Raw genomic sequence first — 23754 nt, 5'->3', positions numbered from 1 at the left:
TCCTTATTTTGCTAAATTCAGTTAAGCCGAACCCTTGGCCCCTTTTTCAGGGGCCAAACAGGGCTCTTATATCAGGAGAGTTTCAGCGCCGGCTGGGGCGTAGGCGATACCAGATAGCCGGAACAGGAAGTTTCATCAGCAATAGTGACGACATGATCAGGCCGATCCCCAGCCATTGATAGCTGTCCAGCTGTTCGCCGACCAAAAACACCCCGAGCGAGACGGCCACCACAGGGTTGATCAAGGCCATCATGCCCATGATTTGCGGTCCCAGATGTTTGATGGACCAGATCCAGGCCCAGTAGCTCAGCGCCGTGCTGAAGATGGCCAGCCAAGCGATGGCGGGCCAGGTCTTGGGCTCCGGTAGTGTGGGAGCCCCGGCCACTGTCCAGGCCAGCGGGATCAGCATCAAGCCGCCGAGCAACAACTGCCAGGCGGTCAATACCAGAAGATCGCCGGTTTGCCAGCGTTGCATCCAACGGGATGATTGGGCCACCAGCAGAGTGGCACTCAGGGCGCAGAGCACACCAATCATGTCCAGCTTGGCCGAAGGATTGAGCAACAAGATCACTCCACTCAGTCCCAGCAGTGCCAGCAAGGTCCATTTCAATGCCGGCCTTTGGCCATCAAGCAGCCAGGCCAGCAGCAGAAACATCAGTGGCAGTGTGGCCCCCAGGGTGCCAGCCACGGCGCCTGGCAGGCGGTAGGCGCCCATAAACAGCAAGGCGAAGAAGGCGCCGATATTACAAAATGCCAGCAAGAGTATTTTGCTCCAGGCGAGCGAAGGCAGCTTGGGTCGCAGCAGCAATAACAGGATCCCGGCAGGCAGGGCACGCCAGACGGCGACCCAGAAAGGGGACATATCCTGCAGGTACAGGCTGACCAGGGCATAGGTGGTCCCCCAGAAGACGGGAGCCAAGAGTGCGATTAAGTAAGGCATTTCTTTTCTTAAAGTATCTTGATGTGAAGATATTTTAGAATTCAGTGCTGGGATAAGCAAGCCGCATTTGAAAAAGAGCTTTATTATCTCTGGATGATAAGTCCAACTGATTGAATATTATGTCAATCTTGGTAGGTTAGTTTACCCTGTTCATCATAGACCCGGGTATGCAGCACCTTGCCATTCGTGCCTATATCTTCCTGCAGATAGTTGCGCCCCTGTTCATCGAAGTAGCTCAGGGTCTGTGGTATGAGCTTGTCCCGGTCGAAACGTTTGCTCACCTGTAGCTGACCATTGCAGTGAAAGAGCTGTTCCTCGCCCTGCTTGGCGCCTCGACTGTAGGGGGTGCGTTTGCTCAAGGCGCCATTGCTCTCGCAATAACTGAGCCAGATGCCATCGGCGGCTATCGAAGGAAAGAAACCATAATGTTGCTCGGACTGGCGTTGGCCATTGCGCCAGAAGGTGTGCTGCACTGCGGTGCGCTGCCGACGGTCGAACAGGTAGTCCAACTTGAGCCGGCCGTTGGCGTAGTAACCTTGTTCCTTGAGTTTTCTGAGATTTTCTTCATCCAGATGCTCACTGAAGTTCTTTAATGAGCCATCGGGGAAATAGCTTTTCCAGACAGTGAATTTCTCGCCGTCCCGTTTGAACTGTTTCCTTCGCTCCCGTCCCTGCTCATAGGAGATGAATTCAATCACTGTACCCTGGTCGAAACGCTTGAAACTGTCGAGTTGGCCTTGGCTATCGTAGAGCCAGAGCTCTTGGCGCTCACCGTCTCGATACAACTCCCGGCTGCGTAATTGAGTTTGCTGGTATTGAAAGTTCAGCTGCCAACCGTGCAACTTGCCATTTTTATACCAAGCGCTTTGGTTTAGTAGACGCTCGGGCGGCGCGGATGTGCTGAAGCTGTAGCCATGCCGCAGGCCATCCTTGAACTGGGCTGCGCTATAGCTGGGGCGATCCGGCGCTCCCCAAATGGCAATGCCGCTGAAGGGTTCTCCTCGGTATCCGTCAATGCAGTCTTCGAGGTAATAACCCAGGGCGCCATTGTCATCCTTTACTTCCCGGCAGTGGATTGGCTCCAGCTTGTCAGCTTTAATCGGCAGTTGCACCTCAGAGTGACAACCAGCCAGCAGCAAGAGAGTGAGTAAAAAGAGGCTGTAATTCATAGCAGATCCTTGCTTAACGAAGTGGCTCATTGTCGCTGCCGTTACTGCTTGGCTCAAGTCTCTTGCCGATGGGCTGTTGGTTTTTTGACTCTTTAACATCGAAACCCGCCTTGGATCACATCTGCACAACAAGAGAGGGAGTAAGCTGGTCTTGTGTGCAAGTCATTGATTATAAAGGGTAAGTATTGCTTAATTTGCAATTCTACAAAATATAAGTGTAAAAAGAGGTGATGAGTATGAACGTGAATCGACGTCAGGCAATGGGCCAGATAGTAGGTTTGGTTGGAGTAGCCGCCGGGAGCTCGCTGATTGCGACCACAACCATGGCAGCAGAGTCTTGTTCCGGAGATACCAGCATAGGGATCGGCAGTGAAGGGGGCGGAGAACTGGGCACCAAGCTACTGACCTACGTGAAATTGGACCCGATGGAAGTCGCCAAACTGGCCTATGAAGGTTATGGCCGCGGTGGTTGTATGTACGGTGTGTTTGATGCCCTGGTGAAGGCTTTGGCGGCCAAGGGGCATGAGGATGCCTGTAAATTCGCTGCTATCCCTACCAACCTGGCAGCCTATGGTGGCGGCGGTATCGCAGGTTGGGGAACCCTGTGTGGCTGCTTGAATGCGGCGGCTATGGCGGTCAACGTTCTGGGTGGGGTCAACCGCACTGCGGTGATCCGCTCCGTGTATCGCTACTATGAACACACAGCCATGCCGAGAAATGATGAAGCCTTCCTCAAGGCGATTGGCGCACCGACCCGTACAGACAACGCCGGTGAGCTATTGACCGCAGATAAGATAGGCCAGTCGGTTGCCAATTCTATTCTTTGCCATACCTCGGTGACCCACTGGTCGAAAGCGAGCAAGTACGGCTCCAGTCATCAGGCGAAACTGGAGCGCTGCGCTCAGCTGACGGCCGAGATTGCCTATGTCACCACTGACTTCCTCAATAAGTCGCTGGACAATGCCCTGGACGCTGAAATGGTGGCAGAGGGCAATGCCGAGTGTAGCGGTTGTCACAGCAGCACCAAACGTGAGCCGGATACCTACATAGGGGCCGATGTTAATTCACAGATGGAATGTCAGAGCTGCCACAGCGCCCATGATATTGGCGCCGGTTTGACCGGGGTTCATGAAGGTGCGTCCTGCAGCGATTGTCACTAGGAGGCTGTTATGAAACATAAGAGTTTGATAGTGGCGTCTTTGCTGTTGTGCTTGGGTGGTTGTGATTGGTTGGACGATGATGATGACCCTGTGGTTCCGCCTACGCCGGAGCCGGGGCAGTCTGTGTCCATCAATGAAGCCGAAAGCCTCAAGGTAGCACTGAGCGCCGTGGATCCTCAAAGCCAGGCGTTGACCTTTAGTCTGACCACGGCGGAAGGTAAACCTGTCAAGGATGCTGGCAGCAACTATGTGGTGATGTATCTCAAGATGCCGGCTGAGCAGGTATCAGCCTTCTCCATGCCTTGGCACAAGGGCGCACGTTTCGAATGCAGTGAAACCGTCGACACCTGTGCTGGCACCATGGAAGCGCTGGAGACTGAAGGCCAATATCGCTTTACGCCAGAAGGGCTTGAGGAGCTGAACCAGACAGAGGGTGAACTCAAGTTGGCGGTGATCCTCACCGGAGCCAAGGCCCAGAGTGCGCCTGAACTTATCAGCGCTCCCTGAATGATTTGAGTTTCAGAGCCTTAAAATAGTAGCGCCCCAGGATTGCTCCCGGGGCGCTTTTTTTATTATCCGATGGCTTGACTCATCGGTTGATTGCAGGGCAATTAGAGGCTGTAGTACAGCTCAAATTCGACAGGGTGAGTGGTACGGCTGACACGCTCGGCCTCGGCTTGTTTCAGCTTGAGGTAAGAGTCGATAAAGTCATCGCTGAACACACCGCCGCGGGTCAGGAACTCACGGTCTGCATCCAGAGCCGCCAGGGCGACTTCCAGAGATTCGGCCACAGTCGGGATTTCCGCTGCTTCTTCGGCCGGTAGATCGTACAGATCCTTGTCCATGGCATCACCAGGGTGGATCTTGTTCTGGATACCGTCCAGACCGGCCATCAGCAGTGCTGCAAAGGCCAGGTAAGGGTTGGCCATAGGATCCGGGAAGCGGGTCTCGATACGGCGAGCCTTAGGGCTAGGTACCACAGGGATACGGATAGAAGCGGAGCGGTTGCGGGCAGAATATGCCAGCATCACAGGGGCTTCAAAGTGTGGCACCAAACGCTTGTAGGAGTTGGTGCTTGGGTTGGTGAAGGCGTTCAGGGCACGGGCGTGCTTGATGATACCGCCGATATAGTACAGGGCAGTTTCAGACAGGCCGCCGTACTTGTCACCGGCAAACAGGTTAGTACCGTCTTTAGAGAGTGACTGGTGAACGTGCATGCCGCTGCCGTTGTCGCCGACAATCGGCTTAGGCATAAAGGTCGCAGTCTTGCCGTAGGCGTGAGCCATATTGTGGATCACATACTTAAGCTCTTGAATTTCATCGGCTTTCTTTGTGAGTGTGTTGAAGCGCGTGGCGATCTCATTCTGACCCGCGGTAGCCACTTCATGGTGGTGGGCTTCCACAATTTGACCCATCTCTTCCAGCACCAGACACATGGCGCTACGCAGATCCTGTGAAGAGTCTACTGGTGCTACCGGGAAGTAACCGCCCTTAACGAATGGACGGTGGCCTGTGTTGCCGTCTTCATAGCTGGTGCCTGAGTTCCATGCCGCTTCTTTGGCATCTATCTTGACGAAGGTGCCGCTCATGTCGGTACCGAAACGCACGTCATCGAACAGGAAAAATTCTGGCTCAGGGCCGATCAGCACAGTGTCGGCGATGCCGGTAGAACGCAAGTATTCTTCGGCTTTCTTGGCGATGGAGCGAGGGTCACGCTCATACCCCTGCATAGTGCCGGGTTCGAGAATATCGCAGCGGATCAGTGCTGTGGTTTCTTCGGTAAATGGGTCCAGTACAAAGCTGTCTGGATCTGGCATCAGTACCATGTCAGATTCGTTGATCCCTTTCCAACCACCGATGGATGAACCATCAAACATCTTGCCCTCTTCAAAGAAATCAGCATCTACCTGATGAGTCGGGATAGATACATGCTGTTCCTTACCTTTGGTATCGGTAAAGCGTAAATCAACAAACTTAACTTCCAACTCTTGCAGCTGTTGTAAAACTGATTCGACTGACATTATCAAGCCTCCGGTAGGGTAAAGGGGGTGCCCTTTGTCAACTCTTAGTATTTAGCGTCTGGCGCCTTGTTGGTTTCTATTAAGCCAAACTCATGCCAAGATGCTAAGATATTGAAAATAAAGGGAGTGGTAAAATCGAGGGCTGGCGAGACAAGCGGGTTTGCACTATAATGGTGCGTACTGTGTTCCAAAAAGGTGCGCTCACCATAATGGTGCGTGCGCTTATTCAGTAGGATATTCATAGGTGTTTAAAAAATAATCCTGTGCGATAGCCCCTCGCTAGAGTAGAATGGCACGCTTTTTAAAGCAACCATCCGGGGAAATAGTGTTCCCCAGCATGATGCTAGCCCAGGTTTTATAAGGCCTGGAAGGCAATCGCTAAGCAGTCATAAAGCGGTTGTACCATTCAATTTATATTGCTGCATCCCACAGAACAGAGATCGTAAGAGGCAAAACTGTGTTAGAGAATTTACGTAACATCGCCATCATAGCGCACGTTGACCATGGTAAGACTACCCTGGTAGACAAGCTGTTGGCACAGTCAGGAACCCTGGCAACCCGCGGAGAAGCCACCGAGCGGGTGATGGACTCCAACGATCTGGAGAAAGAACGTGGGATCACTATTCTGGCGAAGAACACCGCCATTAAGTGGAACGACTACCGCATTAATATAGTAGACACCCCTGGACACGCCGACTTCGGTGGTGAAGTAGAGCGGGTTCTGTCTATGGTTGACTCTGTACTGCTGCTGGTTGATGCGCAGGATGGTCCAATGCCACAGACACGCTTCGTGACCAAGAAAGCATTTGCCCAAGGCCTTAAGCCTATTGTGGTTATCAACAAGATTGACCGTCCGGGTGCCCGCCCTGATTGGGTTATCGATCAGGTATTTGACCTGTTCGACAACCTGGGTGCTACCGACGAACAGTTGGACTTCCCTATTGTGTATGCTTCTGCTCTGAACGGTTTTGCCAGCTTGGATCCCGATGAAGCCAGTGAAGATATGACACCGCTGTTCCAGACTATCGTTGAAAAAGTATCTCCTCCGGATGCCGATGCCGATGGTCCATTCCAGATGCAGATCTCTCAGCTGGACTACAACAGCTATGTAGGGGTTATCGGTGTGGGTCGTATCAAGCGCGGTAGCGTCAAGACCAACCAGCAGGTCACTATTGTTGGTGCCGACGGTAAAACCCGTAACGGCAAAGTCGGCCAGGTTCTGGGCTATATGGGCCTGGATCGCCACGAAGTGGACAGCGCCAATGCCGGTGATATCGTTGCCATCACAGGCCTGGGCGAGCTGAAGATTTCCGACACCATCTGTGCCGTCGGTCATGCCGAAGCATTGCCACCTCTGTCTGTTGATGAACCAACCATGACTATGACCTTCCAGGTCAACACCTCTCCTTTCGCAGGTAAAGAAGGTAAGTACGTGACTTCACGTAACATCCTTGAGCGTCTGCAACAGGAGCTGGTACACAACGTGGCCCTGCGTGTTGAAGAAACCGAGAGTCCGGATCGTTTCCGCGTATCCGGCCGTGGTGAACTGCACCTGTCTATCCTGATCGAAAACATGCGTCGTGAAGGTTATGAGCTGGCGGTTTCCCGTCCTGAAGTGATCATCAAAGAGATCGACGGCGAGAAGTGCGAACCATACGAGCAACTGACCGTGGATGTGGAAGAAGAGCATCAGGGTGGCGTTATCGAGAAGCTGGGTACCCGTAAGGCCGACATGCGCGACATGCAGCCAGATGGCAAGGGTCGCGTACGTATCGATTTCATGATCCCAAGCCGCGGCTTGATCGGTTTCCAGACTGAGTTTATGACAGCCACTTCGGGTACAGGTCTGCTGTATCATACCTTCGACCATTACGGTCCATACAAGGGTGGCGATATCGGCCAGCGTACCAACGGAGTATTGATCTCCAATGCGACCGGTAAGGCACTGACCTTTGCTCTGTTTGGTCTGCAGGATCGCGGTCGTCTGATGATTGGTCATGCCGCTGAGGTTTATGAAGGCCAGGTGATAGGTATTCACAGCCGCTCCAACGACCTGACAGTAAACTGCCTCAAGGGCAAGCAGTTGACCAACATGCGTGCTTCAGGTACTGACGAAGCTCAGGTACTGACTCCGCATATCCAGATGTCTCTGGAGCAAGCGCTGGAATTCATCGATGATGATGAACTGGTGGAAGTAACGCCTAAGAGCATTCGGATCCGTAAGCGTCATCTGACTGAAAACGACCGCAAGCGCGCCAGCCGCGGTTGATTGTGGTTGCGTTTGAGGTGATAGCCTCACAGTGAATAAAAAGCCCCGCTAAGCTAGCTTAGCGGGGCTTTTGTTTCTCAAGATTAATCCTCTATTTGTCCCCTGCGATATTGCTGCTGCCATTGCTTGGGGGACAATCCCGTCCAAGTTTTAAAATGACGACTAAAAACAGCGATCTCGGCATAACCTAATTGCAGTGCCAGTTCGGTAATGGTTTGGGTGCCATAACTGAGTTGCTGTTTAGCGATATTTTGTCTGACTTCTTGCAGCAATTGACGATAGCTAAGCCCAGTCTCTTTGAGTCTTGCCTGTAACGTGCGCTCGTGTACCCCCAGCGCAGTTGATACCCTTTCAATACAACACTCTCCGGTTGGAAGTAATCGGTGAATTAAGTCTCTTGCCTGATCGGCCAGATTATCGGGATAGCGGCTCTGTAAATATTGCAGATGTGACTGAAAATGGCGGTTGAGTGCTCCCTCATCGTGATAGTTACGTCCGGTTAATTGTGTAGTTTTAAGTACTACGCCATCAAAGGATTCACGAAAGCGCACTAAGTGGGCAAAGTGCTGGGGTTCAAGTTCGCTGGGCTTACTTTGACACAAATGTAAGGGGATAGTGTTGATGTTGATATTCAGCAGGCTTGAAACAAACATTGCCAGTTGTGCCACGCTCAGTTGCATCAATTGTTCAATGCCACGGCAGTGAACATTAATTGATAAGACAAGGCGTACCATATCTCCCTGTGGTTGCAGTTGTAGCGAGATACCTGAGGCGTGCAGGTACAGATAGTCATTCATCTTTTCAAGAGCATCGGCCACGGTTGCTGTGCGGGAAATCAACATAGGTAAGTCACCGAGCACATGTAAGGTTTGCCGTTTGGCAAGCATAAGTCCGAACAGCGGCTGTTTACAGCCTAGGGCGGCGATTTCCAATAACTCGGCTAGTCGTGGATAGGCGATATAGATATTGGGATCGCGAAACTGTGCCTGACGTAATCCTGCTTGATGGATCATTTCTATGGGGTTTTCACCCAACTCCAGGACCAGTTGCTCAAATTGGGCAGCTGCACCGCTACGGACTAGGTACATGGGGCGTTGAGTTCTCTTTGGTATAAGAATCGCAATATATCAAATTTCATTCGTAATAAGTCAAGAAGATGTGCAATTAATCATCTAAATTACTATTACCTTAATAATGAAATTAATAAATATAAAAAGAGGACATCTATGCGTTTACTGAATAAAACCGCAGTGGTGACGGGGGCTGCAGGAGGCATAGGGCAAGCAATTGTCCGTAAAATACTCGCCGAGGGAGGGAGAGTCGTTGCCGCCGATTTGTCAGTTGATTCGCTCAAGGTCTTTAACGATTTTCCCACTGGTAAGTTGGTGACTTTTAGTGTCGATGTGACCGATTACAAGCAAGTTGAAGCTATGGTGGCACATGCGGTTACCCGGTTTGGTCAGCTTGATATTGTGATAAATAATGCCGGCATTGGCTCAGCCAAACCCTTGTTAGAACATGATCCTTTGGGCGATTTCGACTCAGTTACCAATGTGAATCAAAAAGGCGTATATCACGGCATTGTGGCCGGTGGACGTCAATTTCGCGCTCAAGGTACTAAAGGCGTGATCCTTAATACTTCGTCTGTCTACGCAACAATTGCCTCGGAAATGACTTTTACCTACAACGTCAGTAAAGCGGCCGTCGATATGATGACCAAATGCGCCGCGCTTGAGCTTGCCCCATTGGGCGTTCGTGTTTGCGCCATTGCTCCCGGTCGTGTCGATACTCCTATGCTGCGTCAATACGAGGCACTGGGACTCTGGGAACACATTCGTAAGGAACAAATGCGTCAGGAGTTTACTCTTCCGAGCGAGATAGCCGATGTGGCGGTATTTCTGGTGAGTGACGAGGCCAATTGCATCAACGGCTGCACAGTGCATGCTTCCGACGGTTTTGAGAATTTTAAATATCCATTGCAGAAGGAGTGATAGCTCGACCCATCAACCCAATAAGAACATGAGGAAGGCAAATATGGCTTTACCGGAAGTGATTAATCATCAAGATTTTTTATTAACCCTCAATACTAACGAAGAGCAGATCATCAAAGATGCGCTGCCGGGCGTTGATGTGTATCCGTTATTTTTAGACCCTGAAAATGGTGTTTGGGTGATCCGCGCTAAGTTTAAGCCGGGTATCACCTTACCCAAGCATTTTCATACAGGCGTAGTGCATTTTTATACCTTGGCGGGTCGGTGGCACTACCTCGAATATCCGGAACAACCCCAAACAGCCGGCAGCTATCTGTATGAGCCGGGTGGTTCTATCCACACTTTCCATTGTCCCGCCGATTCTGAAGGCGCTGATGGTGTGATGGTGATTACCGGTGTCAATGTTAACTTCGATGCCGATGGTAACTTCATGTTTATCATGGATGCCGGTTGGATTGAGCAGGCTCTTCTGGCTGCCGCCAAGGCACAAGGCATCAAGCCTCGTTACATTAAACCCGGTGCGCCGGCATCTATGAGCGATACCAAATAGGAAACCATTATGAGTTTGATGAATGCAATCGTGTTGCAGGATGGTGAAGTCACTCTGCAACAGGTCGAATTACCTAAGCCACAGGCAGGCCAAGTGTTGGTACGCAGTCTTGCCTGTGGTATCTGTGGCTCGGATATTCATATTGCGCGCCACTATAACGAAGTATTCGATTTTTACCGCAAACTAGGCATGATGCCTGAGGGGGCTGATAATCATGTTCCTGTGATGCTGGGACATGAGTTTTGTGCTGAAGTGGTTGAATTTGGTCCCGAAACCCAGCAAACCCTAGCCCTAGGCACCCGAGTTACATCGGTGCCAATCCTGATGAGCCAAAATGGTGCTGGCGTAGGGGTGACTCCCGGCGTCAATGGGGCGTATTCAGAATACTTTATTCTCGATGAAGCACAGCTGCTGCCAGTGCCGGATCATCTCCCGGCTGAAGCTGTGGCGCTGACAGAGCCACTGGCTGTAGGCTTGCATGCCGTCAATCGTGGTGAAGTCGGCACCGAAGATACTGCCTTGGTCGTTGGTTGTGGGCCTATCGGTTTAGCGGTCATTTCAGCGCTGCATCTGCAAGGTGTAGGTAATATTATTGCGGCTGATCTTCAGGGCGAAAAACTGGCATTAGCCCGTGAATTCGGTGCGACTCATGTGGTTGATCCGGGTGAACAAGATGAAGTGGCATACGCTGCTGAAATTGCCGCGGGTAATCGTGTGGTGATTTTCGAGTGTGTGGGTATTCATAAACTGATCGAAGGTTTTGTGAAGCGTTCGCCGGCCAATGCGACCATAGTGGTAACGGGGATCCACACTGCTGAAGCGAACATCAACTATGCCTACGCCACAGTGAAAGAGCTGGATATGCGTTTCTCATACTACTATCAACCACATGAGTTTGCTCAGTGTTTGCAGGAATTGGCCGAGAGCAGGGTGCCTTGGAATAAGTTGCTCACAGGTAAAGTTGGGATGGACGGCGTATCGGGTGCATTCAAACAGCTTATGCAGCCGAATCAACATATTAAAGTCGTGATTGAACCTTGGCGTGATGGTGAGCTGCAAACGCTCAATTAATCATCCAACACCTTAACTCGAATTCAGCCGCTAACTTATAAAGCGGCTTTTTATTTATTTTACGCTTCATTATGGTGGGGCTGGTAATCTCAAGCAGGCTCGCTAAATCGCGATGTTGATCAATTTAGATTTGCCGGGGCATGGCCCCGGCACTTTATCGACCAATCAAAGCTGCAGATACTGCTTCAGCGGCAGATCCCGGTAGCGCTTGCCGCCGGCGGCCACTATGGCGTTGGTCAGGGCCGGCGTGACCGGGGGGACACCGGGTTCGCCCACACCGCCGGGGACCTCGGTCGAGGCGATAATTTGTGTTTCTATCTCAGGGCATTGCGGCAACCGCAGTAGTTGATAGTCGTGGAAGTTCGACTGTTGCACCTTGCCATCCTTAAAGCTGATTTCGCCCAACATCGCCAGGCTGAGGCCGAAGATGACCGCGCCTTCCAGCTGTGAATGCACTCTGTCAGGGTTAACCACAGTGCCGGCATCCAGCACTGAGATGGCCTGCAGCACCTGCAAACGCTCACCGTCCAGTTTGACCTTGATGGCGACCGCCACATAGCTGACAAAGCTGCGGTGCACCGCAAACCCCCAGCCTTCGCCTGCCTTGGCCGGTGACAGTGCCATACGTTTTTCGGCGGCGTCGATGACCGTCAGATAACGAGCGACATCCACAGGGTGACGGCTGAGTTCTTCGCCATAGTTACCGTATTTGAAGCCCTGATTGGCAAAGTTCTCCACCCTGGGTTGCCCCAAAAGTTGTCGCCACATGGCCGGGCAACTTTGGCCGGTGCGCAGCGCCAGTTCGTCAACAAAGCTGCCAATGCCGAAGGCATGCTGAATGTTGCACACAGAGCGCAGCCAGCCTATGCGGGTGTGAGCCTCGGCCTTGGCGGTTTCGCAGCGCAGCGACGGCAACTGAAATGGCAAGTCGATAAAGCCCAAATCCAGTTCGCCGTCCGAGGGCTCATCCACGCCCTCGGCAAAGGTGGAACTGATGGAAGGGAAGGCGGTGCGCGACAACAGGGCTTCCACCTTGCCATCATCACTGAGCAGCGCCTGATAATGTTGGGCGCTGATGGCGTGCAGATAGCCGTTTTGCAGCTCATCTTCCCGGCTCCAGAACACCTTCACCGGCTTGCCGCTGCGCTTAGCCAGCAGCGCCGCCTCGACGCTGAAGTCCGGCTTGGACTTACGACCAAAGCCGCCGCCCAGCAGGGTGACATGCACCTTGACCTGCTCCTCCTTCAGCCCCAAAGCGGCCGCCACATTCTGCTGGGTACTCTGGGGCGTTTGGCTGCAGGCCCAAACTTCACAGCCATCCTTGCTGACTCTGGCGGTGGCTGCCGGCGGCTCCATCATGGCGTGAGCCAGATAGGGCACAGTGTAATCGGCGCTGAGCGTGCGCTCTTCGGGCCAGCTTGCGGGAGGCTGGCCCAGCTCACGCCTGACTTTGCCACTCTGCCGTACTCGCTGTTTCAGGGTGGCGAGAAACGCTTGGGAGTCGTGCTTGTCGTTGGGGCTTTGCTGCCACTGGATCGTCAGTGCCTTGCGGCCTTCAAGGGCGCTCCAGCTGTTGTTGGCCAGCACAGCCACACCGCCAAGCGGCTGGAAGGCAGGCGCTCCTTTGGGAGCGGGCAGACTGATAATATCCACCACACCGGGGAAGGCGCGGGCCTTTTTATCATCGACACTCGCCGCTTGGCTGCCGAGCACAGGCGGCCGGGCAATCGTGGCATAGAGCATGCCTTCCAGACGTATATCCTGGCCATAGATGGCGCTGCCATCCAACATGGCATCCATATCCACTATGGTGCGTGACTGACCTATCTGGGTGAACTCTTCTCTGGGTTTGAGCCTGAGTTGGCTCTCATCCGGAAGCGGCAGCTTGGACGCCGCCAGCGCCAGTTCGCCATAGCTCAGGGAGCGGCCGGACGCCTTGTGAGTCACTCTGTGAGCCTTGGCGCTGACTTCTGCGACCGGCACTTGCCAATGCTCGGCGGCAGCCTGTTCCAACATGGTGCGCGCCATGGCACCCATCTGCCGCATTCTGTCGTAGTGTTTACGTATGCTGCGACTGCCATCTGTATTCTGGCTGCCGTAACGCTTGTCGGCCAAGCCCTGCACCACCACGACTTTGTCCCAGTCGGCTTCCAGTTCATCGGCCAGCACCTGAGGTATGCCTGTTCGTATGCCCTGACCCATTTCCGAGCGATGGCAGGTGAGGTAGACCTTGTCGTCTTCACCGACGGCGATAAACAGATTCAGAGGTTGAAGCTTGTCCTGCGCCAGGCTCATGGGGCTCCAGCCCAGGGCGCTGCTGCCCAGCATCAAGGCACCACCACTGGCGCCAAAGAGTTTCAGCACATCACGACGGCTGAAGTTTTCCACTGCGGTAAATCGGCTCATGAGCTCTGCCCCCCTTTGACGGCGACATCCTTGATGGCGCTGCGGATCCGGGTATAGGTGCCGCAGCGGCAGATATTGCCGGACATGGCATCGTCTATCTGTTGGTCACTGGGGTTGGGCGTTTCACTCAAAAGCGCCGCGGCAGACATGAGCTGCCCTGTCTGACAGTAACCGCACTGGGGTACCTTGTGTTTGCTCCAGGCGGCCTTCAGCGCCGGATTATCCAGGCCTTCTATGGTGGTGATGTTCCTGCCCTCGGCACTTTTGAGACTGGTGAGGCAGGCTCTGGCGGGCTTACCATCCAGATGTATGGTGCAGGCACCGCAGAGTCCGGCGCCACAGCCGAATTTGGTGCCAGTCAGTCCCAGGAGATCCCTGAGGGCCCATAGCAAGGGCATATTGGGATCGGCCTCGACCGAAAACAGTCTGCCATTGATTTTGAGTTGCGACATTGTTCACTCCTTGTGCTGGTTGAGGCGTCTGAGATCTGTGCCCGTGTCTATGTCGATGGCGGCGCGGTGCAGCACTATCCGGCCCAGTCGTTGTTGTTGTAATTTCTCGGTCAGCAGGGCCTTGGCCCCTCGGTCACCCTGCAGTTGGCAAAGGGCGTTGAAGTCTGTGGCATTAAAGATAGCAGGCGCGCCGGGGGCGTCCCGGTAAAAGGCGCTGCTGCTGAGTTGGCTGCCCAGCCAACAGTCGAGCAATTCAAGGTAATCGGCGCCGTTCAGCGCCACCTGATCGGCCAGCGCCAGTAGCAGGGCATCGGCGGAGCAGGCCTTGGCTTGCTCCGCGGCCAGGGCGATGGAGTGCCCCAACCCCTGTTGCCAGAGGGGGTTGAAACGGCAGTTGGCATGGGGCGGCAACAGCGCTTGCAGTTGCTCCTTGTGGCCGCCGAGTATGGTTTGCAGCGGTAGCAGCTCAAGCTTGGGGTACTTCTGGCTTGCCTGAGCGCGCATCTGCTCCAGCGCCTGCCAGCTGAGGCGCAGCAGCGGCGTGCCATGGCTGTCCTGTGCCGCCAGTTTGGCGTGGCCGGGCACTGAGTCATCGGCGGCGAAGCGGCTTGATGCTCCGGCGGCCAGTAACACAGGCAATAGCCTCATGGCATCAGGCCCTCAAGCCCAGTCATGGGCGCATCAAACAAAACCCCGTGGCACTGGGCCAAAATGCTGAGGGCGATGGCACCGGGGAGTTCGCCGCCGAGTGCCAGTCCGGCGGGCGCCGCCAGTGGCATGGCAAAGTCTGCCAGCCCAAGACCGGCATGTTTGAGTACCTTATCGCGCCTGTGAGTTGGCCCTAATAGCGCCAGATAGCGTGGGCAGCTTACTTGCAGCCGTTTGAGAATGGCGCTGTCGAGCTCGACATTGTGGTGCATCACTATGGCACCATCCTGACGCTTGAGCCAATCGGCATCCAGCTCGTTGGCGCCGAGTTTGATTATGTCGCAACCGGCAAAGTCATGGCTGCGGGCGTATGCGGCTCTGGGGTCGACGACGCTCACCTGCCAGTCCAGTTGCAAAGCCATCTGCGCCAGCGGCTTGGCATCCAGACCGCCGCCGAAAATCGCAAGCGCAGGTTTGGGGCCCACGGGTACGGTTAACCAGCTCTGTTGCCCGTTCTGCCCAGTCTCTGGGCTCCAAATCCCGGTGCGGCGAAAGTCATTGGCGGGGAAAGGCAGAGGCTCAGCATAGGTTGAGGGGGAACCTTGGGGTAAAAAGCGCGCCTCAAGGGCCGCAGGCGCTTCACCGGCTCTGGGTATTAGCAACTGCCAGAAGCCGGATTGACCGGCATTCAGAGCCTGGCGCAACTCATCGAGTGCCAGAAAATGATTCTCCCGCCCCAGAGGCAGCAGGCAGATGTTTACCAAGCCGCCACACCCCAGTTGGTAACTGGCGTCCTGATCGTCGCGGGCGTCATAACAGACCTCCACCACCCTTTGTTCCGTCAGCGCCTTGTGTGCCTGATGGCGCAGATCGGCCTCCAAACAGCCGCCGCTGAGGATCCCCAGGCTCTGGCCCAGGGGATGAAACAGCATCATGGCTCCGGGTTTGCGATAAGAAGAGCCTTGTACCGAGGTGATCAGCGCCAGCACCCAGGGCTCGTTTGCGCTGAGAGCCCATTGTTGCAGCAAGGTTTGCAGATGGTGCGCCATAAACTTCCCATGTTTTTGGTGGAGAAGTTAGCATTGCATAAAATCGCACCGGGAAACAATCTTGCCGGGTGTGGCAAGTCAGGGAGGGGCAGTGGAACTCGGCGGCAAGCGTAATAAAAAGGCCCGCCTGTCGGCGAGCCTGAGTGGTTAAGTTTAGTGACCTACATAGTCGATCATCTGCAGCAGTTGCATCCGAACCGCATCCGGCGTTTGGCTTTCCCAGAAGCCCGAGGTGTAGGCTATCAAGGGCAGCAGGAACAGCAGTCCAAGGACCAGCAGCATTACCGACTTGGCCGACCAGAAATGATTGCGGCTCAAGCCGAACCCCAGCGCCGATTTTTTGGGGCAGGCGGCTACGCAGCGCATGCAGGCCTGGCATTCATCGCTGTGCACTGTATTTTTGGTATGCACTATGATGCCGGCCGGACAGGCGCGGGTGCACTTGTCGCATTTCATCCCCTTGGACTCTATCAGGCAATGCTCCGGGGCGCGGCGGATTTTCAGCGGGCTGAGAAAACTCAGCAGTCCCAGCAGGGCGCCATAGGGGCAGAGGTAACGGCAAAATCCCTGACGGCGCCAGGCGACAATGGCAAGGATCAGGCCAAAGCAGGCCAGGGTGATGAGTCCCGGAGTGATGAAAAACAGCGCCATCTTGAGATCGGCTATCTTGTGATAATTACTCTCCAGGTAGCCGGGGATCCCCATAGACGGCATGCCCAGCACTATGTAGAGCAGCGCCGCCAACAACAGATACTTGAGCATACGCAGTGGCCAGTCGAGCCAGGCAGGCGGCATAAATTCGCGCTTGATAAAGCGTTTACGCAGGCGATAGAGGTACTCTCCGGCCAACCCCAGCGGGCAGGCCCAGCCACAGAAGGCCCGCTTGCACAGCAGTCCGGTCAACAACACCACCGCCAGCATCACGGCCGCCGCCGGGTGGGTTTGATCCCAGAGTCCCAGGGTGGCTATCGCCTTGAGCTCTATACCACCGGCGATGGGCAGAAACGCATCCACCACATCCGGGCGCCCAATCCAAGGCGTGATTCCAGCCTTGAGCATCAGGCTGTTGATGGTGTACTGAATCGCGACCAGAAACAGCGCCAGCGCCAACAGGTGCTGGCAGCCGCTGCGCAGGTTATTGATCCTGGGCTCGGATTGCAGCAAGCCGGGGCGCAGTTGCTGCAGCAATGCCAGGCTACCAACGGCTGTCAGCGTGGCCAGCAGCAACATGGGGCTGCTGCCAATCAGCAGCGCGGTTAAAATCAGCAGCAAGGTGAGGCCGGCGCCGAAACGGCGGCCGCTCCACCAGAGTTGGCTGACACCATAGAGGAGTGCCAGCATGAGGGTGAGCGATTCGGTCAGTGTCATGAGAATAGAGGCCAGCAACAAACGACTGCCTATTGTGAACTCAAATAAGGGCACAAGTTCTTGAGTCAAAAAAGGAAGTGTGCAGCAGATCCAAGTTTGCATTCGCAGATGGAGAAATTCGTGCACTGGCTCACAGCTGAAAAAAAGCCCCGCGGTGCGGGGCTCTCTCTATGGCTTGACGGTCAGTTACCCGACTCCATTGCCGCGATAAAGCGGTTGGACTCATCGATGGATTTATTCATCTCTTTGATAAGGCCGGAGATATCGCTCTGCAGACTGGCAAACTCACCCTTGATGGCCCCTATGGTCTGGGCGTTGAGGTTATGCTTGAGGTAGAGCATGTTGTCTTTCATTGAGGTCAGGATAGGAGGCATCTTGCTCTCGGCACGGCGCATGCTGCGGATCAGCTGTTCGTAGGAGCGGCGGGTCTCTTTCAGCTTGGCCTGGCTCTTACTGCGCAGGCTGGCCTTGCTGATCTCACCGATTTCCCCTTGCCACTCATCGAACAGGGCTTCGGCCACATCTTCCACCTTGTTGATACGGTTGCTGACATCATCGGCGGCTTCCTGAGCCGACTCATACTCGTCTTTGGCCTTGTTGTAAGCCTTTTCCAGATCGCCGCCGTCATGGTTCAGCAGCGCCTGCATCTCTTCCAGTGCCGAACTGAACTGCTCCTGTGCTTCCTGTTGCGATTCTTTGGCGTCTTTGACCCGGTCGACCATGATGTCACGTTTGTGATAGCCAACCTTTTCCATGGCGCCGTAATAGGCACTCTGGCAACCACCCAGCAGCAATCCCAGGCTGACCAGGGCGGTGGTGAGGATCTTGTTCATAAGCTTTCTCTTTTCTCTATTTATGCTTTGTATTTGGCGGCATCTATGATGCACCAGAGATGGGCGATGGCACCTATGATAGCAGGAACTACCAACCACCAGAGGGCGTAACCTGTGACTGTCACCAGAAAGAAGATCAGTGCGGCCAGGATCCGCCCCTGAACCAACTGTCCCAGACCCGGGAAAAATACGCTTGCCAGCGCGGCAATCACATTGCCCGCCGATCCTTGTTGTGACATTAACTCTCTCCTTTAAATTATGGGAGAAGCGCTGAACGACGGGTCTTGGCGCATGCCTATGCATAGCGCTGGCGTCATTCTCGGCTTCCTTTGCCCTGCTGCAGTGGCAGCATCACACTTTGTAATCAGGGCATTATTGTACGAAGATAGCGACACTAGACCCAGAGGATCAAGAGAAAACCGTGAGCAACAAGATAGATACCCGCAATTTCAGCTTGTTTATGAAAGGCTGCTGGCACTTCCTGCTGCACCTGAAACAGAGATTGCAGGACGATCAAATCAATATCCGAGCCGGTCATCTGGCCTATGTGACCCTGCTGTCGCTGGTGCCCATGGTGGCCGTTACCATGTCTATGCTGTCGGCTTTCCCTGTCTTCAAGGGGGTGCGGCAACTGATAGAAAACTTTATTTATCAAAACTTTTTGCCGGCCGCAGGTGATACGGTTCAGGTTTATATCAACGAGTTTGTCGGCAACGCCTCCAAGGGTACGGCCGTCGGTATAGGGGCCTTGGTGGTGGTGGCCATTTTACTGATCTCCGCCATCGACAAGGCGCTGAACTATATCTGGCGCACCAAAGAAAAACGCCAGACTGTCGTGTCTTTTTCCATGTACTGGATGATTCTGACGCTGGGCCCCGTGCTGATGGGTGCCAGCCTGGCGGCCACTTCCTACTTGGTATCGCTGAAAATATTCAATGAAGCCGATACTTATGGTGTAGGTAGTTTCTTTGTCGCGCGTTTGCCATTTCTGTTTTCTGTCGCGGCCTTCCTGCTGCTTTACACTGTGGTGCCCAACCAAAAGGTGAAGCTGCTGCATGCCCTGCTCGGGGCCATAGTGGCTGCCTTGCTGTTTGAGGCGGGCAAGAAAGGCTTTGCCCTGTATGTGACTCACTTCCCCAGCTACGAGGCGATTTACGGCGCCTTAGCGACGATTCCGATACTGTTTGTCTGGGTCTATCTATCCTGGATGATAGTTCTGATGGGAGCCGAGATCACCGCTTCTTTGCCGGAATTCCTCGATGGCGAAGAACCATTGGAGCCGCTGGATGATGAACCCGGATCGGCATAATCCGTTTGCCCGCGACTGGCTGGAGGTTGGTGGTGGCCACCGCCTGTATCTGGCGCAATTCGGCAACCCGGAAGGCATTCCGCTGCTGTATCTGCACGGCGGGCCCGGCGCCGGTTGCAGCCTTGAAGAGTTGGCGCTGTTTGATCTGCGCCGCTTTCGCTTATTGTTTCTGGATCAAAGGGGCGCAGGCTTATCGCGTTCCGAGAAAGGCCTGGCGCAGAATCACTTCCAGGGCCTGCTCGATGATCTCGAGTCGGTCAGAAAGGCGCTGCAGTTGCCGCGCTGGTGTCTGGCGGGGGGCTCGTTCGGGGCAACCTTGGGGCTGGTGTACGGCGGTTTATTCCCTGAGCGGGTCATAGCCCAGACATATTGGGGCAGCTTTATCCCCTCTGCCGAGGGCCGCGATTGGCTCTATGGTGCTGCTGGCGCCGCCAGCCGTTTCCCGGTGGACTATCATGGCTTTTCCCGCTGGCTATCCAGGAGTGAGCGCAGCACTGCGGCGCTGCTGGAAAGCTATGCCAAGGGATTTACCTGTCTCAATGCCCAGGATTATATCCGCAGTTGGCTGCGCTGGGAGCAGCATCTGTCTTTACCCGGGGGGCTGTTGCCGCCGCCAAGGGCGCCTCGGGACAGCAATATGGCCAGAATCGAACTTCACTATGCCCGCCATCACTATTTCGAAGCCATGAGTCTGCTTGACGCAGGGCTCAATAACTGGCCGAAACATACCCGCTTGCTGCAGGGGGAAAATGACTGGGTCTGTCCAACTCACTTGCTGCAGGCTCAGCTTGCACGCCAGACCCGCCCGGCCGAGTTGCAGCTGGTGGCCGGAGGTCATCACTCGCTGGTGGATGATAAAATGCGTCACGCCGTGGTTGCAGCCCTGTGTGCTATGGGCGACACTGCGGCCTCTTGTGAAACAGAATTAAGGAGTCAGGATTGATCGCCCTGATACAGAGAGTCAGCCGTGCCAAGGTAACGGTTGCCGATGAAGTGACCGGCGCCATAGATAAAGGTTTGTTGGTATTGTTGGGCGTTGAACGCCAGGATGATATGGCGGCGATGGAAAAGCTGGCCACCAAGGTGATGAATTACCGGGTGTTCAGCGATGACAACGGCAAGATGAACCTCAATCTGACTCAGGTTGGCGGGCAGTTGTTGGTGGTGTCGCAATTTACCCTGGCGGCCGATACCAGCCGCGGTCTACGTCCCAGTTTCTCGGGTGGTGCCAGTCCGGCTCAGGCCGAAGAGCTCTATGAAGCCTTTGTGGCATTTTGCCGCAGCAAGGGGGTGACCACAGAAACCGGCCGCTTCGCTGCCGATATGCAGGTGGAACTGCTGAACGACGGGCCAGTGACCTTTAATCTGAGTGTTTGATATGTCTGAGCCATCACTGCTTAAGCAGCTGGAAAACACCTGGCATGGCACCATCCCCGTCAGTGCCTTTATGGGGATCCGGCCACTGACTTTTGATGGCACAGAATTTCGTGTCGGTGCACCGCTGGCGCCCAATATCAATCTGCATCAGACCATGTTTGCCGGCAGTATCTATACCCTGTGCACTCTGTGTGGCTGGGGCATGCTCTGGCTGCAACAGCAGCGGGCCGGAGTGAGTGGTGATATAGTGCTGGCCCAGGCCGAGATCCGTTATCGGGCGCCGGTGACTGCCAATCCAGGTGAGTTGATCGAGGCCAGAGTCAGCTGGCCGGGCGTGTCACTGACGCCTTTGAGTGAAGGGCGCAGGGTCAAAGTCAGGCAGGAGGTGGAACTCTGGAGTCACGGTCTTTGCTGTGCTTCTTTCTTGGGGGTTTACGTCAGCCAGCCCAAGCAAGAGCCAACCCTGTCCTAGCTGGGATTACCTAGGCTTACAGGTTCGGTTTTAACCTTGTAAGCCTTGAGTGATAAGCCCTGGATAACAGCCTTTCCTTTCTAAAAAATCGAATTTAATATCAAATTTTCTCCGCTTTTATTCTATTTTGTCCATCAGTAGACTGCTCAGCATAGATTGGAGCAAAAGCTCTGACTCAAACAAATTCCTGAATCGAAGCGGAGCAGTATCATGAGCAAAGTATTAGTTTTGAAATCCAGCATTCTGGGTGGTTACTCTCAGTCCGGTCTCTTGGTCGACCATCTGATCAAGCATTGGCAGGAGCAGGGTTCCAGCATCACAGTCAGGGATCTGGCGGCCGAGCCGCTGCCGGTACTGGACGGTGAAATTGCCACCGGCCTGCGCGGCGGCGAACAGCTGAGCGAGCGCCAGCAACAGGCGTTGGCCTTGTCTGATGAGCTGATCCAGGAACTGAAAGATCACGACACTCTAGTAATAGCTGCGCCCATGTATAACTTCGGTATTCCGACTCAGTTGAAAAACTGGATTGACCTGATTGCCCGCGCCGGCGTGAGTTTCAGTTACACAGAAAATGGCCCTGTGGGTCTTATCACTGGTAAGCGTGCGGTAGTGATCACTACCCGGGGTGGGGTACACAAAGACTCGACCACAGACCATGTGGTGCCTTATCTGAAAACCGTGCTGGGCTTTATTGGAATTACCGAAGTGGAAACCGTCTACGGTGAAGCGCTGAACATGGGCCCGGATGCCAACGCTAAGGGTATTTCAGCAGCCAAATCTTCGCTGGCGGCCATCTCTGCCTGAGGCAAACATCTCTTCCACCATCAATCTGAACGCCAGTTGCTTGACTGATTTGGTTCTACTGCCCCGGAGGTGACTCCCCGGGGCTTTTTTGTGACGGTTTGTCCGGCTCGAGCGCCTCGCTGCAAAGGGGGCAAGCGGCATTAACCCCTTCGGCGGGCCACTGCTCGCGATAACGTACCCGCGCAGAGGCTTGGCCGCGATGTTGGCTTATCTGAAATCGCCCGGGCTTGCTTGTCATTTTGGTTACTCAGGCTTGCCGCAGACCAGCTCCTTGAAGGCGCCGCCGTTGAGCACGCAATCAAAGCCATTGGCTCGCAGAATGTCGCAGCCTTTTTGGGCGCGCATGCCGGCGCCGCAATAGAGCACAAAGGGTTCCTGCTTATTCGGTTGCTGCTTTAGCCAGGTATCCAGGGTATCCAGCGGCACATTCACCGCCTGTGGCAGGTGCCCTTCGGCATATTCGGCGGCCGAGCGGACATCCAGTACCCGGACTCCCTTGGCGATCATCTGATGGCACTGCTCAGGGCTCAGGCGGCCGTCTTGTGGATTGGCGTTGGTTTGCATTTTCAGACTCTCTATCAATTAGAAATTTTTTAATAAGGTTAATCTTATGGAGTTGGAAATGCAATGGCCTGGATGCAGGTCGTTTTCTCGCCAGGGCTGTTTTTTGTTCTATCCTTTGGAAAAAGGAAATGATTTGAAAATAGTGTATGGACAAGAATATGCTGTCATCCTTCTGGTTGCAGGGGCACAACGCTTCTGAGCGCTTGGAACGCATTCACGAGCATCTGTTGCTCAGCTACCCTTGGGTGGATCGTATCGCCTGCGCCCTGTATCACGAGTCGACCGGGCTGCTAAAAACCTTTATTAACAGCACTCACAGGGGGCAGGCCATAGTGGGTTATGAATATCCCATGTCCGACAGCCCGGTGCTCAGCCAGCTGGCCGACACAGGGCAGTATCGGGTGATAGACGATATCAAGGCCAATATCTTGCCGGAAAACAGCCATTCACGTTGGCTGCTGGAGCAGGATTACAACTCTTCCTTTACTGTGCCCCTCTACGATGAACAGAGGTTTCTGGGGTTTTTGTTTTTCGATTCATACCGCGTGGCGGCCTTCGATGCCAAGGCGCAGCGGGATATGGTGCTCTATGCCAACTTGATCAACATGTCTCTGTGCACCGAACTCAGTGCGGTGCGCACTATTCTCGCCTCGGCTCAGGTGGCAAGGGACTTTGCCGACCTACGCGACTTTGAAACCGGTGCGCACCTGGATCGCATGGCGGCGTATTCGGGCCTGATCGCCGGCATAGTCGCACCCAAATATGGCCTGAGTGATGAGCAGATAGAACATATCACCCAGTTTGCGCCGCTGCATGACATAGGCAAGATAGGTATTCCGGACAAAGTGTTGTTGAAAGAGGGGCCCTTAAGCATAGATGAGCGCACTCTGATGGAGACCCATGTGGATAAGGGCGAGAGCCTGATCCGCAAGGTGCTGGGGGATTTTGGTCTGGCGCATCTGCCGGATTCGGCCATCATGCTCAACATAGTGGCCTGTCATCATGAGTATCTGGATGGCAGCGGCTATCCCCGAGGTTTGAAGGGTGAAGAGGTGCCGATTGAAGCCAGAATAGTGACTGTGGCGGATATCTTCGATGCCCTCAGCAGCGAGCGACCCTATAAGCAGGCCTGGCCACTGGACGCCTGTTTTCGTGAGTTGAGAAGCATGGTGGCCGCCGGCAAACTGGACGGCCACTGCGTCGAAGCCTTGGCGGCTTCGACCAAGCAGATCCTGGATATCATGGGGCGCTGCCGCGATGACAAGGCGGCCTGAAAGGCCCCTGCATGTGCCGATTTATCC

Annotated in this window: 24 protein-coding genes; 12 read left to right on the top strand and 12 right to left on the bottom strand. The window is 54.5% G+C overall.

Going from position 1 to position 23754, the window contains the following annotated elements; all coding sequences use genetic code 11:
* Positions 1-82: 82 nt before the first annotated feature.
* Together AYI96_RS08865 and AYI96_RS08860 are read right to left on the bottom strand one after the other, a co-directional pair.
* Positions 83-940, bottom strand: coding sequence for a DMT family transporter (locus AYI96_RS08865; protein WP_144361451.1), 858 nt, complete (start codon positions 938-940; stop codon positions 83-85).
* 122 nt (positions 941-1062) lie between these two features.
* Positions 1063-2109, bottom strand: coding sequence for a toxin-antitoxin system YwqK family antitoxin (locus AYI96_RS08860; protein WP_039034700.1), 1047 nt, complete (start codon positions 2107-2109; stop codon positions 1063-1065).
* 236 nt (positions 2110-2345) lie between these two features.
* Here AYI96_RS08860 and AYI96_RS08855 point away from each other — a divergent pair, with 236 nt between their 5' ends.
* Together AYI96_RS08855 and AYI96_RS08850 are read left to right on the top strand one after the other, a co-directional pair.
* Positions 2346-3269, top strand: a complete 924-nt coding sequence (locus tag AYI96_RS08855; protein WP_144361450.1) for a C-GCAxxG-C-C family (seleno)protein — start codon at positions 2346-2348, stop codon at positions 3267-3269.
* A 9-nt stretch (positions 3270-3278) separates the two neighbouring features.
* Positions 3279-3776 carry a hypothetical protein gene (locus AYI96_RS08850; RefSeq protein ID WP_039034698.1) on the top strand — a complete coding sequence of 166 codons (498 nt, stop codon included), beginning with the start codon at positions 3279-3281 and terminating at the stop codon, positions 3774-3776.
* Positions 3777-3880: 104 nt separating this feature from the next.
* Here AYI96_RS08850 and glnA read toward each other — a convergent pair whose 3' ends face one another.
* Positions 3881-5290: a glutamate--ammonia ligase gene (glnA, locus tag AYI96_RS08845; RefSeq protein WP_039034697.1), complete on the bottom strand. Its 1410-nt coding sequence runs from the start codon at positions 5288-5290 to the stop codon at positions 3881-3883.
* A gap of 457 nt (positions 5291-5747) precedes the next feature.
* Here glnA and typA point away from each other — a divergent pair, with 457 nt between their 5' ends.
* Positions 5748-7559 (top strand): translational GTPase TypA, encoded by a 1812-nt coding sequence (gene typA / locus AYI96_RS08840; RefSeq protein WP_039034696.1) that lies wholly within the window; start codon positions 5748-5750, stop codon positions 7557-7559.
* 83 nt (positions 7560-7642) lie between these two features.
* Here typA and AYI96_RS08835 read toward each other — a convergent pair whose 3' ends face one another.
* Entirely contained in the window at positions 7643-8593 is a 951-nt protein-coding gene (locus tag AYI96_RS08835) for a helix-turn-helix domain-containing protein (RefSeq protein WP_233962847.1), read from the bottom strand.
* 192 nt (positions 8594-8785) lie between these two features.
* On the opposite strand from AYI96_RS08835, the gene AYI96_RS08830 reads away from it, so the two are divergent.
* From AYI96_RS08830 to AYI96_RS08820, 3 genes are read left to right on the top strand one after another with little or no spacing between them, the layout of a single operon-like run.
* On the top strand, positions 8786-9550 hold the full coding sequence (locus AYI96_RS08830) for an SDR family NAD(P)-dependent oxidoreductase (RefSeq protein ID WP_071476365.1): 765 nt from the start codon (positions 8786-8788) through the stop codon (positions 9548-9550).
* Between the two features lie 43 nt (positions 9551-9593).
* Positions 9594-10100, top strand: coding sequence for a 2,4'-dihydroxyacetophenone dioxygenase family protein (locus AYI96_RS08825; RefSeq protein WP_039034693.1), 507 nt, complete (start codon positions 9594-9596; stop codon positions 10098-10100).
* A gap of 9 nt (positions 10101-10109) precedes the next feature.
* Positions 10110-11171, top strand: coding sequence for a zinc-binding dehydrogenase (locus tag AYI96_RS08820; protein WP_144361448.1), 1062 nt, complete (start codon positions 10110-10112; stop codon positions 11169-11171).
* Between the two features lie 165 nt (positions 11172-11336).
* Here the strand turns inward: AYI96_RS08820 and AYI96_RS08815 are convergent, their stop codons facing one another.
* The 7 genes from AYI96_RS08815 to AYI96_RS08785 form a co-directional block, all read right to left on the bottom strand.
* Positions 11337-13577, bottom strand: a complete 2241-nt coding sequence (locus tag AYI96_RS08815) for a xanthine dehydrogenase family protein molybdopterin-binding subunit (protein WP_144361447.1) — start codon at positions 13575-13577, stop codon at positions 11337-11339.
* Positions 13574-14029, bottom strand: a complete 456-nt coding sequence (locus tag AYI96_RS08810; RefSeq protein WP_071476368.1) for a (2Fe-2S)-binding protein — start codon at positions 14027-14029, stop codon at positions 13574-13576. The genes AYI96_RS08815 and AYI96_RS08810 overlap by 4 nt, the downstream gene beginning before the upstream one ends.
* Before the next feature lie 3 nt (positions 14030-14032).
* A complete protein-coding gene (locus tag AYI96_RS08805) occupies positions 14033-14677 on the bottom strand; it encodes an NTP transferase domain-containing protein (RefSeq protein WP_144361446.1) in 645 nt (214 codons plus the stop codon).
* Complete coding sequence (locus AYI96_RS08800; RefSeq protein ID WP_144361445.1) at positions 14674-15726, bottom strand: XdhC family protein; 1053 nt, start codon at positions 15724-15726, stop codon at positions 14674-14676. Before AYI96_RS08800 ends, AYI96_RS08805 begins: the two co-directional genes overlap by 4 nt.
* A 153-nt stretch (positions 15727-15879) precedes the next feature.
* Positions 15880-17094 (bottom strand): 4Fe-4S binding protein, encoded by a 1215-nt coding sequence (locus AYI96_RS08795; RefSeq protein WP_144361444.1) that lies wholly within the window; start codon positions 17092-17094, stop codon positions 15880-15882.
* A 182-nt stretch (positions 17095-17276) separates the two neighbouring features.
* Positions 17277-17927 (bottom strand): DUF2959 domain-containing protein, encoded by a 651-nt coding sequence (locus AYI96_RS08790; RefSeq protein WP_039034687.1) that lies wholly within the window; start codon positions 17925-17927, stop codon positions 17277-17279.
* 20 nt (positions 17928-17947) lie between these two features.
* Positions 17948-18166: a hypothetical protein gene (locus AYI96_RS08785; RefSeq protein WP_028780047.1), complete on the bottom strand. Its 219-nt coding sequence runs from the start codon at positions 18164-18166 to the stop codon at positions 17948-17950.
* Positions 18167-18387: 221 nt separating this feature from the next.
* Between AYI96_RS08785 and AYI96_RS08780 the strand changes: the two genes are divergently transcribed.
* From AYI96_RS08780 to AYI96_RS08760, 5 genes are all read left to right on the top strand, one after another.
* Positions 18388-19236, top strand: a complete 849-nt coding sequence (locus AYI96_RS08780; RefSeq protein WP_143078395.1) for a virulence factor BrkB family protein — start codon at positions 18388-18390, stop codon at positions 19234-19236.
* Positions 19187-20179 carry an alpha/beta fold hydrolase gene (locus AYI96_RS08775; RefSeq protein ID WP_260852976.1) on the top strand — a complete coding sequence of 331 codons (993 nt, stop codon included), beginning with the start codon at positions 19187-19189 and terminating at the stop codon, positions 20177-20179. The genes AYI96_RS08780 and AYI96_RS08775 overlap by 50 nt, the downstream gene beginning before the upstream one ends.
* Entirely contained in the window at positions 20176-20613 is a 438-nt protein-coding gene (gene dtd / locus AYI96_RS08770; RefSeq protein WP_028780049.1) for a D-aminoacyl-tRNA deacylase, read from the top strand. The genes AYI96_RS08775 and dtd overlap by 4 nt, the downstream gene beginning before the upstream one ends.
* A 1-nt stretch (position 20614) precedes the next feature.
* On the top strand, positions 20615-21085 hold the full coding sequence (locus tag AYI96_RS08765; RefSeq protein ID WP_144361443.1) for a thioesterase domain-containing protein: 471 nt from the start codon (positions 20615-20617) through the stop codon (positions 21083-21085).
* Positions 21086-21295: 210 nt separating this feature from the next.
* Complete coding sequence (locus AYI96_RS08760; protein ID WP_025010143.1) at positions 21296-21889, top strand: FMN-dependent NADH-azoreductase; 594 nt, start codon at positions 21296-21298, stop codon at positions 21887-21889.
* A 243-nt stretch (positions 21890-22132) separates the two neighbouring features.
* Here AYI96_RS08760 and AYI96_RS08750 read toward each other — a convergent pair whose 3' ends face one another.
* Positions 22133-22453, bottom strand: coding sequence for a rhodanese-like domain-containing protein (locus AYI96_RS08750; RefSeq protein WP_039034686.1), 321 nt, complete (start codon positions 22451-22453; stop codon positions 22133-22135).
* 158 nt (positions 22454-22611) lie between these two features.
* On the opposite strand from AYI96_RS08750, the gene AYI96_RS08745 reads away from it, so the two are divergent.
* Positions 22612-23727, top strand: a complete 1116-nt coding sequence (locus AYI96_RS08745) for an HD-GYP domain-containing protein (RefSeq protein ID WP_260852974.1) — start codon at positions 22612-22614, stop codon at positions 23725-23727.
* The last annotated feature ends 27 nt before the right edge of the window (positions 23728-23754 follow it).

Source organism: Shewanella sp. MSW (genome assembly GCF_007636515.1).
Taxonomy (GTDB): domain Bacteria; phylum Pseudomonadota; class Gammaproteobacteria; order Enterobacterales; family Shewanellaceae; genus Shewanella; species Shewanella indica.
The sequence above is the reverse complement of the archived record's forward strand: the minus strand, read 5'-3'. Positions and strand labels throughout refer to the sequence as shown.

What these genes read in the sequence shown, in the direction of transcription:
- AYI96_RS08775 (WP_260852976.1), top strand. Translation starts at nt 19,187, where the DNA reads ATGGCGAAGAACCATTGGAGCCGCTGGATGATGAACCCGGATCGGCAT.
- AYI96_RS08745 (WP_260852974.1), top strand. Translation starts at nt 22,612, where the DNA reads ATGCTGTCATCCTTCTGGTTGCAGGGGCACAACGCTTCTGAGCGCTTG.
- AYI96_RS08805 (WP_144361446.1), bottom strand. Translation starts at nt 14,677, where the DNA reads ATGAGGCTATTGCCTGTGTTACTGGCCGCCGGAGCATCAAGCCGCTTC.
- AYI96_RS08750 (WP_039034686.1), bottom strand. Translation starts at nt 22,453, where the DNA reads ATGCAAACCAACGCCAATCCACAAGACGGCCGCCTGAGCCCTGAGCAG.
- AYI96_RS08760 (WP_025010143.1), top strand. Translation starts at nt 21,296, where the DNA reads ATGAGCAAAGTATTAGTTTTGAAATCCAGCATTCTGGGTGGTTACTCT.
- AYI96_RS08810 (WP_071476368.1), bottom strand. Translation starts at nt 14,029, where the DNA reads ATGTCGCAACTCAAAATCAATGGCAGACTGTTTTCGGTCGAGGCCGAT.
- AYI96_RS08800 (WP_144361445.1), bottom strand. Translation starts at nt 15,726, where the DNA reads ATGGCGCACCATCTGCAAACCTTGCTGCAACAATGGGCTCTCAGCGCA.
- AYI96_RS08780 (WP_143078395.1), top strand. Translation starts at nt 18,388, where the DNA reads ATGAAAGGCTGCTGGCACTTCCTGCTGCACCTGAAACAGAGATTGCAG.
- glnA (WP_039034697.1), bottom strand. Translation starts at nt 5,290, where the DNA reads ATGTCAGTCGAATCAGTTTTACAACAGCTGCAAGAGTTGGAAGTTAAG.
- AYI96_RS08820 (WP_144361448.1), top strand. Translation starts at nt 10,110, where the DNA reads ATGAGTTTGATGAATGCAATCGTGTTGCAGGATGGTGAAGTCACTCTG.
- AYI96_RS08815 (WP_144361447.1), bottom strand. Translation starts at nt 13,577, where the DNA reads ATGAGCCGATTTACCGCAGTGGAAAACTTCAGCCGTCGTGATGTGCTG.
- AYI96_RS08860 (WP_039034700.1), bottom strand. Translation starts at nt 2,109, where the DNA reads ATGAATTACAGCCTCTTTTTACTCACTCTCTTGCTGCTGGCTGGTTGT.
- AYI96_RS08790 (WP_039034687.1), bottom strand. Translation starts at nt 17,927, where the DNA reads ATGAACAAGATCCTCACCACCGCCCTGGTCAGCCTGGGATTGCTGCTG.
- AYI96_RS08855 (WP_144361450.1), top strand. Translation starts at nt 2,346, where the DNA reads ATGAACGTGAATCGACGTCAGGCAATGGGCCAGATAGTAGGTTTGGTT.
- AYI96_RS08785 (WP_028780047.1), bottom strand. Translation starts at nt 18,166, where the DNA reads ATGTCACAACAAGGATCGGCGGGCAATGTGATTGCCGCGCTGGCAAGC.
- AYI96_RS08830 (WP_071476365.1), top strand. Translation starts at nt 8,786, where the DNA reads ATGCGTTTACTGAATAAAACCGCAGTGGTGACGGGGGCTGCAGGAGGC.
- AYI96_RS08850 (WP_039034698.1), top strand. Translation starts at nt 3,279, where the DNA reads ATGAAACATAAGAGTTTGATAGTGGCGTCTTTGCTGTTGTGCTTGGGT.
- AYI96_RS08795 (WP_144361444.1), bottom strand. Translation starts at nt 17,094, where the DNA reads ATGACACTGACCGAATCGCTCACCCTCATGCTGGCACTCCTCTATGGT.
- AYI96_RS08765 (WP_144361443.1), top strand. Translation starts at nt 20,615, where the DNA reads ATGTCTGAGCCATCACTGCTTAAGCAGCTGGAAAACACCTGGCATGGC.
- AYI96_RS08825 (WP_039034693.1), top strand. Translation starts at nt 9,594, where the DNA reads ATGGCTTTACCGGAAGTGATTAATCATCAAGATTTTTTATTAACCCTC.
- AYI96_RS08865 (WP_144361451.1), bottom strand. Translation starts at nt 940, where the DNA reads ATGCCTTACTTAATCGCACTCTTGGCTCCCGTCTTCTGGGGGACCACC.